Here is an 18,078-nt window from a genome sequence, read left to right as displayed (position 1 = left end):
TAAGTCCGGAGGCGCTCGAACTCTGCCGGCGGATTAAGCCGCTTCAAACGGACAATCGCACACTTCCCCGGTAGGAAAAATTTTAATTTAAGTGTCGAAGCAGTGGATTTATTCAGATTCAGCGGTGTATAATCCTCTTAGCGAAGGATGTCGAAGTGCGGCGAAAAGTTAGATCTAGCCGAAGCTGGATGCGGACGGAATCACCTTCGAAGTATCGTTTCGTTTTGGGGCTTGTCACAATCTACACAGCAAAATACCGCGCAAATGTTTGGAATCGGTTCCAGTCTTTTTAACAACTCCGCCCCTTCAACGTTTCTGCAGACCGCTAATTTTGCTACGGCATGCGGTAAAAACGGTTTTTAACAAGGAGTGATTTCAGTTCATGCGCGTTGTACTTATCGATGATGAAGAGAATGCTCTGAATATTTTGGAGATCTTATTGCGTGAGATCGATGGCGTCACGGTTGCCGGACGTTTTACGAATCCGCTGCAGGGGATTGAAGCTATGGAAGGTTTGCAGGCGGATGCCGTATTCCTGGATATTCAAATGCCGGGTATATTAGGAGTGGAAGCGGCTAGACGAATCAAAGCGATCGTACCGCATATTCAGATTGTGTTTACAACCGCTTATTCCGAATACGCCGTGGAAGCTTTTGAAATCCAATCCATCGATTACTTATTGAAGCCGTTCACCAAGGATAGGCTGCGCAACACTGTAGCGCGCCTTGCGAAGGCGGTTTCTGTCCAAAGCCGCGTTGAGGCTGCAAGCGGAGCCGGAATCTACGTGCAGTGCTTCGGAGGATTTCAAATCCATACGGCTGGCGGGCTGCTTCCTTGGAAAACGAATAAGGAACGGGAGCTGTGCGCTTATTTGATGCATCACGAAGGGAATCAGATTGATGCTGGAACGATTCTTAACTCGCTTTGGCCGGAGTCCGAGCTGACTAAAGCGAGAACTTATTTGTATACGTGCATCTCATACTTGCGCAAAAGCTTTCAGGCCAGCAGCCTCGATCTGAAGGTCAATAAAATCGGCAGAGGTTATGCTATCGATGCAACCGGAATGACAAGCGATGTCGAGGAGTTTATTGCTATAGCGGAAACGGCGGCGGCCGAGGAAGCCCTGAACGAGAAACAGTACGAGAGAATGAACGCCTTGCACAAAGGGGAATATTTGCAGGACTGCGATTTCGACTGGGCGATGTGGAAGCGGGAGGACCTCAAATCCAGATATATCCGGACGTTAAGAATCGCGTACAGCCATTTTATGAGAAACGGGAACGTTGTGCTTGCGGCAGACAGCTTACGGCGCGTTCTGGACGTTTCTCCCGATTCGGAGAAGGACGGCAGGGATTTAATCCAACTGTACATCAATACGGACAAACGCAACGAGGCGTTAAAAATATTCCGGCAGCTCGATCATGCGGTGCGGGAAAATTTGGGCGTCGAGCTGGAAGAAGAGACCGTGCGCTTGTATCAAAGCTTCGCTTAATTTGTTTGGGGAGTAACGAATGAGAAAAAAGCTGGCCGCAGCGGCCGTAACATTGATCATGCTGATCGTTTCCTACGGATTTCTGTACCAATTGTATATGATTCGCGATAATGGCACGCCGCTTGCAGCCGGCGGGCGCATGGACTTAAGCGGCTGGCCCTTGGCCGAGAAAGGCGTTGTGGCGCTGGACGGAGAATGGGAGTTTTACCCCGGCAGGCTGCTTGGGCATGAGGAGTTGCAGGCTTATGTGGAAACATCCTCATCCCCATCTCCGGAGACGATGTATTTGCCGAGTTCCTGGGGCAAGCGGATGAAGCCGTTCGGTTTAGCCACTTACCGGCTGCACATCCGCGTAGACGATGGAAACCGGATGTACGGCTTGAAGACGTTATCGATTCAAATGGCTAATCGTATTCTCGTCAACGGAACGGAAATCGGTTCGGCGGGAACTTTGCCGGATCAAGGTTCGTACGTGGGAAGCAATAAGCCGTACGTCGCTTATTTTTCTTTGCAGCCGGGTTGGAACGAAATTATCGTGCAGGTGGCTAACTACGATTATTTGCCGAGCAGCGGTATTCCCAATTCCATCTATTTCGGTTATTCGAATCAAATTTCCAGTTTGCGCGATATCGCGCTGGCCCGCGATTTAATCTCCATCTGCAGCTTTTTCATTATGGGGATGTATTTCATCGGATTGTATTCCCAGCGTAAAAACGATTATTCGCTCGTTACCTTTGGACTTCTATGCATATTCGTAACCATGTTTTTGTCGACGCGCGGCGAAAGATTGCTGTTCGTCTTATTCGACTTCGTACCGTACGGCATTTATATTCGCCTGCAGTCGATTTCGGTATATGCCGCCTGCATGTCGCTGTTTTTGTTCGTTTATACGGCGTTTCGTCCTTTTTGCCACAAGTGGGTCATCCATACGGGGCTCCTGTTGGGGGTCGTGCTCATGATCACGGCTCTTGTGGATGTGCACAATAGCAGGTTGTTATTGCTGATGACGACCTTTTATGCGACGGCGCCGTTTTTGTATGCGACGTATGTCTACGTGCTGGCCGCGCTTCATCGGGTGGAAGGCAGCTTGTATCTGGTAGTGGCAGCTATTTCGTTAAACTATCATTCCTTGGCGCAAAGCTTCAACGTCTACACGAACGCACCGCTGTATTTTACTTTTCCGTACGAGGTCATTCTCGTGCTGCTGATGCTTGCTCTGCTCATGTCGCTCCGGTTCTCGAACGAGTTCAAGAAGAACGAACAGCTTTCGCTGCAGCTGCTCAAAGCGGATAAATTAAAGGATGATTTCCTTTCCAAAACATCGCATGAATTCAAAACGCCGCTGCACAGCATTATTACGATTTCCGAATCGATGGTCCAGGATGCGCGCGATCCGCTGCCGCCGGAGCAGCAGGAGAAGCTGGAGCTGGTCCTTAGCATCAGCCGCAAGCTGTCGCAGCTCGTGCTTGATATATTGGACTTGTCGAAGCTGAAGCAGGGAGATTTGACTGTTCGTCCGGTAGCGGTCGATGTTCGTACGACGGTGGACATTGTGCTGCGAATCTTTTCCTTCTTAACGGCAGGTAAACCGATCGCTTTGATCAACAAAGTTCCGGAAAATTTGCCGAATGTGCTTGCGGATGAAAACCGTTTTCGGCAAATATTGAACAACTTGCTCGATAACGCCGTGAAGCATACGGTAAGCGGGAGTATCGAAGTGTCAGCGGCGGAGCGGGACGGAATGATCGAAATTTCGGTGGCGGATACGGGAGCGGGAATCGACCCTCAGGCGCTCGATCTCATCTTCGAACCGTTCCAGTCCTTCGAGTCGCAAGGCCTTCAGAGCTTCGGGCTTGGACTGCCTATCGTGAAGCAGCTGATCGAGCTGCAGCGCGGCACTATCGAGGTGTCGTCCGTCCAAGGCGAAGGAACGGTGTTCACCATCAGCTTGCCGTCCGCCGGCAGCGGTGCGAGCGCGAGCACGAACAAACTCGCTTACGTCAGAGCCCGGGACGAGCAGGATTATTCGTTCCCTACTCCCTATTATAAGGAGAACTTGGGTAAGCATACGATTCTTATCGTCGACGATGACTTTTCCAATTTGAAAATATTGCTCGATGCGCTGGCGCCGACAGGCTGCAATGTCGTTGCCGTCAAGAACGGTCTGGAGGCGGTTGCGCAGATCGATAAGCCGAATGCGGTCGATCTGGTCGTTCTCGATCTGATGATGCCGGGAATGTCGGGTTATGAGGTATGCCAGTACATCCGTCAAAAGTATACGCTGCTGGAAATGCCCGTATTAATGGTGACGACGGCGGCGCAGCCGCAGGATAAGCTCGCCGCCTTCGAGGCGGGGGCGAACGATTTCTTGCCGAAGCCGTTCGATGCGATGGAGCTGAAGGCGAGAATCAAGGGCTTGCTGCTGATGAAGGAGTCGCTGGAGAAGGCGATCGAGCTGGAGGTGGCGTTTCTCCAGTCCCAGATCAAGCCCCATTTCTTGTACAACGTGCTGAATACGATCATCGCCCTAAGCTATACCGACGAAGAACAGTCGCGTAAATTGACGACGGATTTGGCCGACTATTTGCGCGGAAGCTTCCGGTTCAGCAATGTCCAGAAACGAACCTCCTTCGGACAGGAGCTGAACCTGATCCGTTCTTACGTCGAAATCGAACGGACGAGATTTAAAGACCGCCTGCGGATTGAGTATGACATAGCAGTAGAGATGTACGGTGTCAGCATTCCCCCGCTGCTGATCCAGCCGCTCGTTGAGAATGCGATCCGGCATGGGATCGGAGGCCGAACCGAGGGAGGCACGGTGAAAATTAAGGCGAACCGGACGGACGCTCATTATTGCATCCAAATCGAGGATGACGGTGTCGGTATAGGAGAGGACAGGCTTAGTTGCTTGCTGGACCCGAGCTCGGAGGCTTCCCAGGGAGTCGGATTGAAAAATATTATGAAGCGGCTCAAATATGAATATCATTCGGAATTGCGAGTGGACAGCTCGCCGGGAAACGGAACCAAAGTGACGGTGCTGATTCCGTTAGCAGCAGTCCTTCACTCCAACGTGTGACGACAAAAACGACAATCTTTCCCCGATGTGAATATCGGGAGAAGGTTGTCGTTTTTTGTTTGGGACGACAGTCCTTTTTGGTGAAATTTCATACAGATTATGTCGAAAGACCTAGTTTTTAAGGTTTCTTTAAGGTTCGCTGTCGTAAGATGGAAAAAAATAATAAGTTAGTCCCAGTTTGCCGTGAATAGGAAATGGGTTGTAAGGATTTTATAGAGGGGGTTTCATTGTAATGTTGAAGAGCAAGACGGCAAGAAGATGTTGCTCTATCGTTTTGAGCTTATGCATGCTGTTTTCGCTTCTTCTGCCTTGGGATATGCCGAAGGCGGAGGCGGCGGGCGGCGAATGCGGGTCCGGAGATCAGGAGGTTCGCTTCGGATCGACTCAAGTGTTAATCGGGAACTGCTCCCATTCGCCGGAAAATGCGTTAGCCAACTTCATAGGCAAAACCGATGGATATAGCTATAGCGGTATCGGGGGGAATCATGATTTTGTAAACGGAGATCTTTTTGTCCATGAAGGCGATACCATGAATTTTACGATCAATGTCGCGCAAAATCCGCAGCTGAAAGCTCTTGCCCAAGGCGGGGACGCAACGGTTGCTATCGGCTGGAGCTATCTAGAGTGGGTTGAGGAGCATTGCGGTTTTCTTGGTATTCCGAAATGCTGGCAAGGGACGGAAGTGTGGGGTTATGTCGACGGCCAACAGGTAGTCTATGATCTAGCTTATCATGGCGGTGCTGGTTCGAGCAAATCCGGCGATATACATATAACGGAGAACTCTGTTATTAACGTCGTAGTAAAAGGAGTGCGGGATGAGACGGACGCTCCGTCCGGTCCGAGAGGCTTATATATTCGATTTAAAGACGTTAAACGTCCGGTTTTGACGGGATATACATTCAAGGGCAACGGCGCTTTCAGGGAAAATAAAAAGATAGAACCGGCTCAAACTGAGCTGTACGCCAAAAAAAATGAATATTTCAGTCTGGCGTACAATTTCAGCGAGCCGGTAAGGCCGATTACGTTAAGCTCGGCCTATAACGATCCGTTTCTGAGACATCCGCTGTTTGTCAACCCGGCCGGAACCGGACTGCCGGCGGCCGGAGAGCAGCAATATTTGAAGAGCGTAAACTACTCGGCGGCGGATTTTGCCAAAGGTGCGCTCAGTGTACCGTTAAATAAAAGCTTGGAATACAAATATACGGCCAGCAAGTATCATCATAGCGGCAACCTGCCACTCGAACCGAAGCTTGAAAAAGCCAGCGGAGAGAGCGGCTCCGTATTTGACATCGATTCCTCTTTGGAGCAAAAGTTCAGAGGAGCCGTTCTCGCCGACGCGGCAGGCAATATTGTGCTCGATTATTCCAAATTCAACCAATCGGGCGACGATAGCAGCGCAGCAGGCGGCTACTTGCAAGGCAAAAACGTCAACCCTTTCGACTATAATCACCAAGGGCTTCGGGTCATTGTCGATGCGGTGCCTCCTAAATATACGAAGGTCGGCAACGGCATTCAACCGGAAATTTTGACCGGGGTCACTTTAAACAAGAACGACGCCTTCGATTTCACCGTGCAGCTGACGGAGGAAGCCCAGGTTAAAAAAGGTTGGGATGTGAACGACACTTATTTACTGCTCAATAACGGGATGAAAGCGACGTACGTAAAGGGCGACAATTCCGACAAATGGACGTTCCATCTCGCGATTCCCGACGGGGTTACGGTGGAAGCGCCGCTTCTGAAGGCGATTGCCTTGACGAATACGGCGAATGTCATCGACCCGCTGACGGGCGAGAATAAGGATACGAGCGTGCTGCAGGATTACGCGGGCAATATGTTGGTCCAGCCGGCCAACTATGAAGGGATTTTCACCGATCCGGAAGACGGCGAGGATGCGGCCAACGTCAATTCGAAGATTGACTGGGCGCAGCTGTCGATTGACAACACGCAGCCGGAGATCAGCTACCGCTATGAATCGGGAGGGGCGACCGATCAGGTTTATCAGAAGAACGGCAAAGTGACGATCGACGCCAACGATCCTCCGCTGATCGTGCCGTCGCTTGATCCGAAGGGACCGGGAGAAGTGAGGCCGAGCAGAGGCATCTATCGTCCGTCGAACATGACGGGCTCCAGCTCCCCGGCCGTAGGATTGGTCTATTATATGTGGAGCCGAAGCGCGACCGATCCGTTTGCAGACAAAGCGGGAGATCATTTTGCGGCGCTCAAGCGGTTTTCTCTGTCGGCCAAGCAGCCCGGCGAAGATCTGTATCCGGGCAGCAACATTCAGCTCAGCGTCGCCAATAACAAAACGAATCTGATCGCGCTGCCTGCGGAAGCGTTAACCGAAGAGAAGAGCGGCGAATGGTATTTGCATACATGGACGTCGGACATGACTTGGGATTCGGCAAGAGAATTGATGCAGTACACCAAGAAGCAAACCTACATACAACAGCATCCCGAAGAATACAACGGCTGGATCGCCGAGGCTCCGGGCTCCGAAGCGGATAAAATCTTTTACGCCGACAATAAGGCGCTGGAGAAGGTAGGCAGCTACGGTGATTTGGCCGTATGGCCGCTGACTGACTTCGAGAAGGAAGATTCCAACTGGGTTCACAGCGTCGGAACGATCAAGCTGGATAACAAGGCGCCTGCGGTCGCTTACGTTGAAATCGCCGGAGACAATACGCCTGCCGTTCAGGTGAAAGTCAGAATTACGGACGAGCACAGCGGAGTCGCGAGCAGCTCGTATCAGTGGGTGAAGGACGGAAGCCAGCCTCAGGATGCGGCCTGGATGCCGGTGGAATTGGCCGGAGACAGCGCAACGCTGACGACGCAGAACGAAGTCGTGGAAGACGGGGCGTATTGGCTCTACGTCCGAACGGTCGATAATGCGGGCAACGAACGGACGGTTCATAACGATAAGACCGTAACGGTCAATTCTTCCGGGCGGATCAGCGGAAGCTATCTGACGGAAGCAAGCCCAAGCTTTGTGCAAAGCCATGACGTTCAGTTTAAGCTGACGGGACTGGGAAGCATCTCGCCGCTGACGCTGTCGACCGTGACGGCTTCGGCATATGGGAACACGGTCGCCCAAACGACATACGGGACGGTAACGCAATCGGCATACGGCGCGAGCTTGCTCTCTCTGGGCGATCCGCTCTATGCGACTTTTGCCGGATATGCGTACAGCTCCAGTCCGGTAAGGCCGGAGGAATCCTCTTTCACGGCATTCTCTTCTTACGCCAACGGCGATAACGGAGACCGGATTTACACTGTGCCCGCCGATCCGGGTAAAAACGGCAGTCAATATGTGCATATTCTTGTGAAAATCAATGAGAGCGGCTTCGAGAAAAAATATTTCTTTGCCAAAGAATATAAATTCGATAACGTGGCTCCGGTCGTCACCTTCAGCAAAAGTGGAGTCGCTTATCCGCAAGATTCGCAAAACGTGACGGTCACGGTACCCGTGAATCCAGACATTGAAGCGCCTATCGAGCTGATAAAGTACCAATGGATCGACGAGCAGCTTCCGGCGCCGGCGGAGGATGCCCCGGGCTGGATCGATCTGCCGGAGGACGGCAAAGCCGTTATTACCAATGAGGCTTTGAAGCCAGGCGAGCAAAAAAATTTCCGGCTGTACGTATGGGCTAAGGACGGGGCGAAGAACGGCGTTATCGCCCAAACGACGGGAGTGTTTGCCGTCTCCAAATCCGAGAACGCCAATACGCCTCCGGCCGATGTGCAATCGGATCTGATTTATTTGTACGGCGACGAGGAGGACGGTTATACCGCGATCGTGCAGCTCGGTCTCGATACCGGCACGGTGGATAAAGGCGGATACGATTTCTCGGTATCTCCGGATAACGGAGCAAGCTGGGTCAAGTGGCGTCCTTATACGAACTTCGTCGCGCTGAAAGTGCCGACGAACAACACGAACGATTTGCATATTCAAGTGAAATACAGAACGTCTGCAGGCGTCGTTGGCCAGCCGAAAAATCTGGATGCGTCGAATATGCCCAAGACGATGCCGGTGTACGCGTTAGCCAGCTTAAGCAGCGACAGACCGGCTAGCCTGGAAACGGGAGTAGATATCGATATCGCAGCTCCGCTCGGCATTAAAGTCGTGCCTGCCGCAGCCAATCCTTCGACTCCGGTTCGCAGCGGCAACACGTTCCATGTCAATGCCAACGGGCTGTACACCTTCGAGCTGACGGACAACGCCGATGCAAGCAGGAAATCGACGCTGTATGCCGTGGTCAAAAATATCGATACTACGCCGCCGACCGGTTCGGTTGAATATTTGAATACCGGCAAGACGAACGGGAATGTGACCGTGCAGCTGACGGATTTGTCCGAGCAGGTCAGAATAACGAATCCTCCCGGACGCTCGACCTACACGTTTACGGAGAACGGAAGCTTCGAATTCGAGTTTGTGGACGAAGCGGGCAATACGGGCAAGGCGAAGGCTGCCGTCGATTATATCGACAAAGAGGCGCCGAAGGTGAAAATTGAGCGTTCTTACGCTTACGGCGACAACGGCAGCAAGACGTTCGGAACGATAACCGACGATAGCGGCAATGTGCTGTTTTCCAACGGAGTCACATTAACGGTAGTGAAACAAAATCCGAAAGATAAAGACTTTATTGTACCTGGCGGAAAAAATACGGCGATGCTGCTGCAGAACGGTACGGCTTCCTTCACGGTATCGGATGTGTACGGCAATACGACGGTCGTGAAGGAAACGGTCGACAACATTATCTCCGCACCGCCGGAAGCGGACTCGATCAAGTATACGTTTGTAGACGATGCGGGCAACGCTCTGCCGGAGGATCGGATTGTAACGGTTAACGGCGTGCCGTATGCGAAAGGCAAGATGAAGGTGACGCTGTCCGGTAACGTTACGGCGCCGAATATGGTATTTGCGGGCACGGCTCCCGCCAAAGACGCCGACGGCAAATATACGAACCGGATCAGCGGCGACGACGGCTCGTTCACCTATTCAAGAACGTTCTCGGCGGACGGTTCCACGCTCGTCGCTCTGACCGACCTGCTCGGCAATACGAAAAAGGTGCCCGTGACCATTCAAGGTCTGGATAACACGGCGCCGAGTATCGAATTGAAGATGTCTTCGGTCGGTGTGACGCAGAACAAGCCGGATTTCAACTTCCTAACCGACTTGGGAGGATACGCCGTCAGCGACAATGTATCTTCGGCGGATCAAATTCGCGTCGCAATCAGCGGGCTCGATCTGGGCAAGCTCGGTCGGCAGCGCGTCACGTACACCGCAACGGATCAGGTCGGCAATACGGCGGTAGCGTATCAGGACGTAACCGTAGTGTCCGGCGACGGCATGCTCATCTTTGCCGACGGAGTGCTTCTGTCCGGTTCCAGCGTGGAAAGCGCATTGTTCGATACTAATACGCTCACCTTCAGCATTGAGAAATTTAACGTGATGAATGTGGACGGGCAAAAACAAGTCAACGAATGGGGCACTTACGATTTGTTCTATCAGCCGGGATTGTATCGCGAAGGGCAAATGAAATACATTGCAAGTCAAGTTTCGTACGGCGATTTGGTGAAAGGGCAGTATAAAGTCACCTTCCCGGAAGCGGGCTGGTATACGATTATCGTCCGCAATCAGGAGCGGGAACGCGAATATGCGACCTTCTTTATAGGCAAGAAGCAATAGTCGGACGGATGACAAGCTATCGGGGGATAAAGGCTTCCTTTTAAGGACGCCTTTACCTTTGTTCAAAGAAAAGAGGGTATTTACGGTTTTAGAATAGGAGGCAGTTGCATTGAAGCTTCTCAAAAAGACGCTGATACTATTGTTCGCGCTTATATTCGTTTTGGGCTCCAACGTCCAGGTTGCATCCGTTCTTGCGGCGGAGCTCAGCGCTCCCAAGGTAACGGTGCTGCAGAACGATTTCATTAAAATTACGGTCGATAACGCCACCGGACGATACGGCATAAGAACGGTGGAAGGGCAGACGATCCGCAAAAAAGACGATAACGTCAATATGCTGTTTCAAGGCGACGACCCGGAAACCTCTTTTACGACATTTCGGATCGACGGGACCGATTATATTTTCGGCAACCCGTACAAGTTCGGGGCCGCTTTCTTCTCGGAGATTACGCCGCCGAGAATTGTTGAGAATTCGAACGGCACGAAGCAAATAGAAACGGTATGGACGATCAAAGGCGTTGCGATCAAGCAAATTATTATGCTGTATTCCGATAAATCGGACAAGAAAAACGTGGGCAATGTCAACATCCGCTATGAAGTGCTGAACAACAGCGGAGCCCAGGTGCAGCTCGGCTCTCGTATGCTGCTCGACACGATGGTCGGAGGAAACGACGGTCCGCAGTTCCAGATCGGCACGGCGTATCAGGTTCCTCTTACCGTGGAGAGAAAGCTTGTTCACGACCCGGAGAATGACCCGGGTATTTCCGAGGAGGACAGACCGCTCTATAAATTGCCTCCGTATTGGATTATGCGGGACAAGCTCGATCTGACGAATCCGCAAGCGACCAATGTAATGGCTTACGGCTTCAATAACTTCGCGGAGAAGAACATCAACATCGTCGATGAAATGATCGTAGGGCATTGGAACGGTCTGGCGAATACGAAATGGGATTATACGCCGAATCCGAACCTTGACTTTACGAGAGATACGAATGACTATGGCACGGCCGACTCCGCGGTAGCTTTCTACTGGCAGCCGAAACCGCTGGCCAACCAAGCGGTGCAGACGTTCGAGACGGTGTACGGTTTGGGCGAAATTATCGAGCCGGACAAAGTGTTTTCCACCCGCTATCTCGATCCGCCTCAGCAGCTCGCTACCTTAAGCGATAACAGCGACTATGTCGGCGAAGGCATATTCGATCTGAACGCTGAAGTGGAGAATCTGGCTGTATTTAATATGGAGCAGTCCAATATCGAGGTTGAGCTGACGCTGGACAGCGGGCTGAACTTCGTCAAGCTGGACGAGCAGGGCAATATTGTGCGCGACGCGAACGGCAAAGCGCTGACCGAGGCCTACCGCAGCAAGAAGCTCATGTTCCGGAAATCGGCGACGCCGGAAGAGGCGGAGAAGGGCATTATACCGAAGTATAAGCCGGGCGATACGGTTACCGCCTCGTTCAAGGTGCAGGCGAAGGGCAAGCCGTGGCCTACGACCAAGCAGTATATGATGACGGTTCGCAGTCCGGAAACCCAGGTGAAGCTGGAAGGGGAGACGGACGAAGGGATAAAAGCCCAATACGAGTCGAGCAAATCGAACTTTGTGCTGCTGCCCGCCATCGGCAACGCCGTGCCGACGTATGCTTACGGGTTGACGCCGAAGGAAGCGTACAGCACGGACGTCAAATACATTACGGTCAATATGACGAATATCGACGCGTACAATACGGGCAACGAGACGACCGACCCTAACTTCGATCTGTATCTAAAAGATAAGGCGACAGGAAAACGCTATAAGGTGCCGGTCAAAAGCTCGGTTATATTGCAGCCGACTGACGACGGTTTCTCCGGCGACATGCGTATTACGTACCGGGGCGGCGATTTGGTCGACGGCAGCGGCAAGGTGATTGAGGCCGGTCTGGGGCCGGAGCTGCCGCTCGGGGAGTACCAGGTTGAAATCGACTACAAGGGCGATACCGGCGGCGATGCGGACATTGCGGCGATGTACGATTTGACGACGAGTCAAACGTTTGCCGTGACGGATAACGATGCCAACCGGGTCAGGGAAGCGAAAATTATGGCCGTCTATAAGCAAATGGTCGATTTAAGCCATGTGACCCCTTCGCTGAGCGGGAAGCTGCTGGACGATATCAACAGCGCGTTTCCAGGTGAGCCTTTCAAGAAAGGAACCGATTTATACAGCGCCGTAACGGTGTTCAAAAATGCCAAATATTATTTCGGCGCGGCGAGCAAAGCGATCGATCCCGAGTTCGATCTTTCCGGATATTTGGATGACCAGTCGCTGAAGGAAGTGCCCGCATACAACTACGCTCTGTTCGCATCGCAAGATGAGATGGACGAATTTTTCGAAGACGAGGAGAAGGAGAAGCTCGTCGACATCCGCGGGATGATCAAGACGGCGGGAACCGGAGCGGACCAGCAGGTGATCGTGGATACGAAGACCGAGCCGGCCATCATTAACGGCGCCGTTGCTTACAAAGGCAAGGATATGGTGTTCTCACGGGGCAAGCTGGACATCTTCGGCGCCAAGCAGAAGGTGAACGGCTTTGACAGCGTACCTTTCTTCGATACGCTCTTCGTCAAGGGGGACGGAACGCTCAGCGTCGCAAGCAGCGGCTTTGTGTTCCACAAAGGGGAATGGACGCTCGATTTCTACAACGGTTTCGATAAAACGCTGGGAGAAGGCTATACGATCCCGCAAGCGGAATTTCCGAAGGAAGAAGGAAACGAAGAGGACGACAGTCTAAACGGTACGCTGCGCTGGGCGACGGGAGCGCTGGGAGACAGGCTCAACCCGCTGCGCCAGCTGATGATCCAGCTCGTTTATTTCAACAAGCACAGCTTGTTTGCCGTACCGAACTTTACGTTCTCCGGCTTCGGCATCTCGTTTAACGACTTTATACTAAGACCGGGCGGCGTCTCCTTCGGCGGAACCATTTCGCTCAAGGTGCTGAACGCCGAAGTCCGCAACGTTGTTTTTAACGATAAAGGCTTCGTCGGCATCGATGCCGGGCTCAAGTTCGACCTGAATGAAAGCTTGGGCTTGATCGAGCCGGATAAAAAAGAATCGAAGGACGCCAAGAAGGAACCCGAAGGACCGAAGAAGCCGAGCGGTGAAATCAACATCGTTCATTACACGCAGAAGGTCGATGGCGTATCCAACACATACGGCTTGAAATTCAACGCCCAATTAAAAAGTATGACCGAAATCGGCGCGGAAATTTCGTTCAAGCAGGTCGATGACGGACGGATTTTGCCGGATGTCATTGCATTCAGCGCCTCGCTGGACAGTCCGGGCGTGCTGATCACCGGAGCGACCTACCTGACCGGGGTCCGGGGAGCGGTGCGCGAGCTGGCCGATACGATTGCCGGCGGCACCAAAGACGATCCGTTCCCGCTGGTCATCGAGGCCGGTGTCAGCTTGAGGTTCGGCGTGGCTCCCGCGTACTTTTTCGGGGATATCGACCTGACCTTGAAGCGGACGGGCATTAAGCTGGAAGGGAAAATGAATTATTCGCCCAAGGCGGCGCCCAAGGAAGACGATTTAATCAAAATGCTGACCCAGGCTTTGATCGAAGCCCAGTGGGTAACGCCTTGGTTCGTGCGCATGCAGGCGGAGGTAGATATTGCCGGCTGGAATGTCATTGTAGGTAAAGCCGGGGTGTTCGTCGGGCAAAACCTGGAGAAGCACCGGACCGACTTCGAAGGATACATCGGCGCCAAGGTGCAAATTCCGAGCGAAGTGCCTGTCGTCGGGGGAATGCCGCTGTCCAGCATGTTCTTCGGACTGAACAACGACAAAGTGTGGGGAAGCGTAGGCATTCTGTTTATTTCACTCGGAATCACTTATTATTGGGGCGGCGGCGTCGAATTCGGCACCTCCAGCGAGCAGCTGCCGGACGGCTTCACCCATTTGCTGATCAACGATCCGAATCGCGGCCCTCGTATGCTCGTCATCGGGCAAGGCGTGAAGACGGTGGCGACATCGTGGGTCGAGGCGGAGAAAGAAACGCATGAGATCGTATACCGCGACGTAGCCGAAGGTGTGCAGCTGCTGGACAACGGATCGATGGACATCGGCATCGGCGGCATTACCGTGAAAAACGGCGGACGCGTGCATGAAATTCCGATGGACGGCGTTACCGGCAATGCGATCATTGAAGTGGAATATACCGATCAGAATACACCGAGCTTGACACTGAAAGATGCGGCGGGACAGCCTTATCCGATCATTTATGACGATAAGAATACGAATCCGGACGCTACGGCGTTCACGCAAATTATCCCGGCTGCCAAAGCGAGCGACAAGGTCGATCACCGCAAGGCGTATATCGTGCTTCCGCAGGATCGGGTGCAAAAGGGCGGAACATGGACGCTGACTTCCGAATCGGCGGTGCAGACGAAGCTGCTGAACGTTCCGACTTTGCCGCAGCTCAAAGACGTCAGCTTGACGAAAGACAGCGGCAACGCCAACCGGTTTACGGCCAACTGGTCGGTGGAAAATGCGAAGCCGGAAGATACGGTCAATCTGTACTTGACCAAAGAGCCTGTCAGCACGGCTACGACCCAAGGCGAGAACGGGCAGGAGACGCTCGATCCGGGCGATCCCGGCATTCTGATTGCGCGGGATGTGAAGGTAAGCGAGGGAGGCGGACTCTCCGGCACAACGACCAGCGGTCATAAGGCGATCGATGTGACCCAGGTAGATATGCTGGACGGAACCGAAGATATTCGCGGATTAATGCAGCAGGGCAATTATTATTTGCGCGCCGAGCTGAAGTCCGAATCGACCTTCGGCACCAAAACATCGGCGGAGCAGTTCGAAATCATCGATCCATTGGCGCCTCAGCCGGTCAGCGACATATCGATAGAGCCGGCAGGCAACGGATACTTCGCGTTATCGTTCAAGCCTGCGGCGAAGAAGGATGCATTGAAAGACGCTGAACACAGCTATGTGATCAATGCGATGCAGGAGCAAAACGGCAAGCTGCTGCCTTACGACAACTTCGGAGAGCTGATGTTCACCGAGCAGGAGCTTGCAAGCCACTGGAATGCCGAAACCGGCAAATACGAGGGCATTTTGCTCGGGGGCTGGACGGCTACGACAACCTCCGATGCAGTGGATCAAAAGAGTCTGAACGGCGGAAGCGTAGACCCGAGCCAGGTGAAATATGTCGGGCTGCAGGTCGGACAAGAATACAAGATTGGCGTTTCCGCTGTTGTCAAGCCGTCCAAGGAACTGGATAAGAACGAAAACTTCCATTATGCGGATAGAACCGACAGCGTAAGCAAGCTGCTTCCGGTACCTGCCAAGCCGGATTTGGAGACGAGCCGGGAGCTGCTGTCGAAGCGTCAGCCGAAAATCGACGTGCTGACCAATAATGTCGCACAGCAAAGCGTCGAGCTGTATTCCGATCAGCAGGATGTATCGGTGGAAGCCTTCTATAACGGTCAATCGCTCGGCAAGACGGCGCTGCAGAATGAAGGCAGCGGCAGCCACGGCGTGCTGCAGCTCGCTCCGCAGACGACGGACGGCACATATGCGATCGAGCTTGTGGCGACCAATACGAAAACGAAGGACAGCAAGGTCAAGATGCTGTATCTGACCGTCGATACGATCGCTCCGATATTATATTTGGACGAGCCGGTGACGGGCGCAAGAACGAGCGGCGGTAAAATCCGCGTCTCGGGAAGAAGCTCTAACGACGCGGGACTCAAGGTCATCGTGAACGGTAAAGAGACGGCGCTCAAAGTGGGTGAAGACGGGCGGTTCTCCGGGGAAGTCGCGGTGGACTCGAACGATCCGAACGCAGAGCTAACCGTACAAGCCCGCGACGGAGCGGGGAATGAAAATAAGGCCGTCGTCGATATTACGAATGACAAGTACGATGTGCCTGCAGGACTTGTTATTAAACAGGTTCCGACGATGAAGCCGGGCGACAGCCTGAAGCTGGAGGCGCGTCTGCGCATCTCCGACGGCAAAGACGCCAAGGGCAAGCCGAAATTCAAGGAAGTGGAAGTGCCTCAGAATAAGATCAGCTACTCGATCTTGTCGGGCGATGCGGTTGAGCTCGGCAGCGACGGCACGATAACGGCGCAAGCTACCGGAGCCAGTTTGGTTCAGGCCAGCTACCAGGTATCCGACGGCGTTTCGCTGGAAGCGATGGCGGCGGCCGCCGTTCAAGTTCCGGCAGAGACGGAGCTCGGCAATCTGCAAGCCAGCACTTCGGCTATAAAAAGCAACAGCAGCCTGACAAAGGTGACCGTGGCCAACCCGGGCGAAATGCTCGGATATCAGCTGGTGTATAAAGTGTTCACCCCGACTCTGACCCCTGTGGTTGTTCCGGTGCTCGGCCAAGATATTAGCGGCTGGAGCTTCCTGCCGGAGGGCGGCGTGGTCAGCGCTAAATCCGGCGACATCGTCGTCGTGGCGAAAAGAACCTCGAAGGATAAGCTGGCCGTTGCCGCATCGGGCAGGCTGACTGCCAACGTATGGAGCTCTTCTTCTAGCAGCGGCGGAGGCGGTGGAGGAGGCGGCGGTGGCGGCGTCATCCCGGCCGATACGGCGCAAATTACCGTCGGTCAGCGTACGATCAGCGCCGAGAAGAACGACAATGTGCTTGAAGCCGTTATTGCGGCGGGCGATGTGGATTTGGACGGCAGCGGAGATATTGTAATCCGGACGGAGGACTCCACGGTCCGAGGGTACACATTCCGTTTGGACCGGAGCATTGCCGAAGCTGCGGTTGCCAAGCAGAAAAACATCGTGATTGACACGCCTTTGGCGAAGCTGACTTTGACGCCTAAGCAGCTGGCGGGATTGAAGGACAACCTGGAAGTGAGCTTGTTCCCGAATGAGAGCTACGAGCTTCCGGCGCTCAAGGACATAGCGGATAGTTTGGATTCCGCATTGCTTGCGGACGGTCAGGGCGTTTCCATCAAGACGAACATTCCGGCGTCCGCTTGGGATTCCTATGCGGCTGTACGCGTGCCGCTGCCGCAAACGGCTGACCCGGCGAGCCTTACGGCCGTGGTGCTGAAAAGCCCCGAAGACGCATGGACGCCGCTGCCGTGGAAACCGGAATACTCCGAAGACGGAGCCTATGTTCTGGTTCAACTGACCGGAAACGGCAATCTGGTATTCGTACGAAACGCGAAATCGTTCAGCGATGTCGATGACGGCTACTGGGGCAAGGATAGCATCAGCCAGGCGGCAGCCAAGCTGTTCGTGCTCGGCAAGGGTGAAGATACGTTCGATCCGGAGAGCTATATTACCCGGGCCGAATATCCGACCATCCTGCTGAGAGTCGCCGGTTTGATGAACAAGAACGGCCAATCCTCCTTTACGGATGTCGGCGCGGAAGACTGGTTTAACCGCAGCGTGTCGGTAGCGGCGCAAATGGGCATTGTGAACGGGCTGGCGGACGGCACTTACGCTCCTCAGGCTACAATGTCGAGAATCGAAGCGATGACGATGGCGGGACGGCTGCTTCAAGCGCTCGGCCGCGTGGGCGACATTTCCGAGGAAGAGGCGGATCAGGCGCTGGCAGGCTTTACCGATGCGGACGAAGTCCCAGACTGGGCGAAAATTCCGGCGGCGCTCTGCATCAAGAACGGCATCATCGAAGGAGACGGCAATCATGTGAACCCGCTCGATGAGCTGACGAGAGCGCAGGCGGCGGCTATTGCGATAAGACTTAGCTCGTGGATTGCAAGCAATTAATATAAGGAAGGCTACCGGCACAAGTCTTTATGACGTTTGCCGGTAGCTCTACTATAGCGGTTTTTTTACCAAATGAAGGCGGTGTA

Annotated in this window: 4 protein-coding genes; all 4 read left to right on the top strand. The window is 53.4% G+C overall.

All coding sequences use genetic code 11. The features are described from left to right. The first annotated feature begins 382 nt into the window (after positions 1 to 382). The 4 genes from SK3146_RS11900 (at position 383) to SK3146_RS11885 (ending at position 17,992) form a co-directional block, all read left to right on the top strand. Positions 383 to 1,492 carry a response regulator gene (locus SK3146_RS11900; protein WP_249865282.1) on the top strand — a complete coding sequence of 370 codons (1,110 nt, stop codon included), beginning with the start codon at positions 383 to 385 and terminating at the stop codon, positions 1,490 to 1,492. 19 nt (positions 1,493 to 1,511) lie between these two features. Beyond that, positions 1,512 to 4,568 carry a hybrid sensor histidine kinase/response regulator gene (locus tag SK3146_RS11895; protein ID WP_249865281.1) on the top strand — a complete coding sequence of 1,019 codons (3,057 nt, stop codon included), beginning with the start codon at positions 1,512 to 1,514 and terminating at the stop codon, positions 4,566 to 4,568. 274 nt (positions 4,569 to 4,842) lie between these two features. Next, the gene (locus tag SK3146_RS11890; RefSeq protein WP_249865280.1) at positions 4,843 to 10,254 is read left to right on the top strand and encodes an autotransporter adhesin family protein; all 5,412 of its coding nucleotides are present in this window, start codon (positions 4,843 to 4,845) and stop codon (positions 10,252 to 10,254) included. Between the two features lie 109 nt (positions 10,255 to 10,363). Then, positions 10,364 to 17,992 (top strand): S-layer homology domain-containing protein, encoded by a 7,629-nt coding sequence (locus tag SK3146_RS11885; protein WP_249865279.1) that lies wholly within the window; start codon positions 10,364 to 10,366, stop codon positions 17,990 to 17,992. The last annotated feature ends 86 nt before the right edge of the window (positions 17,993 to 18,078 follow it).

Source organism: Paenibacillus konkukensis (genome assembly GCF_023523925.1).
Taxonomy (GTDB): Bacteria; Bacillota; Bacilli; order Paenibacillales; family NBRC-103111; genus Paenibacillus_S; species Paenibacillus_S doosanensis.
The sequence above is the reverse complement of the archived record's forward strand: the minus strand, read 5'-3'. Positions and strand labels throughout refer to the sequence as shown.

What these genes read in the sequence shown, in the direction of transcription:
- SK3146_RS11900 (WP_249865282.1), top strand. Translation starts at nt 383, where the DNA reads ATGCGCGTTGTACTTATCGATGATGAAGAGAATGCTCTGAATATTTTG.
- SK3146_RS11895 (WP_249865281.1), top strand. Translation starts at nt 1,512, where the DNA reads ATGAGAAAAAAGCTGGCCGCAGCGGCCGTAACATTGATCATGCTGATC.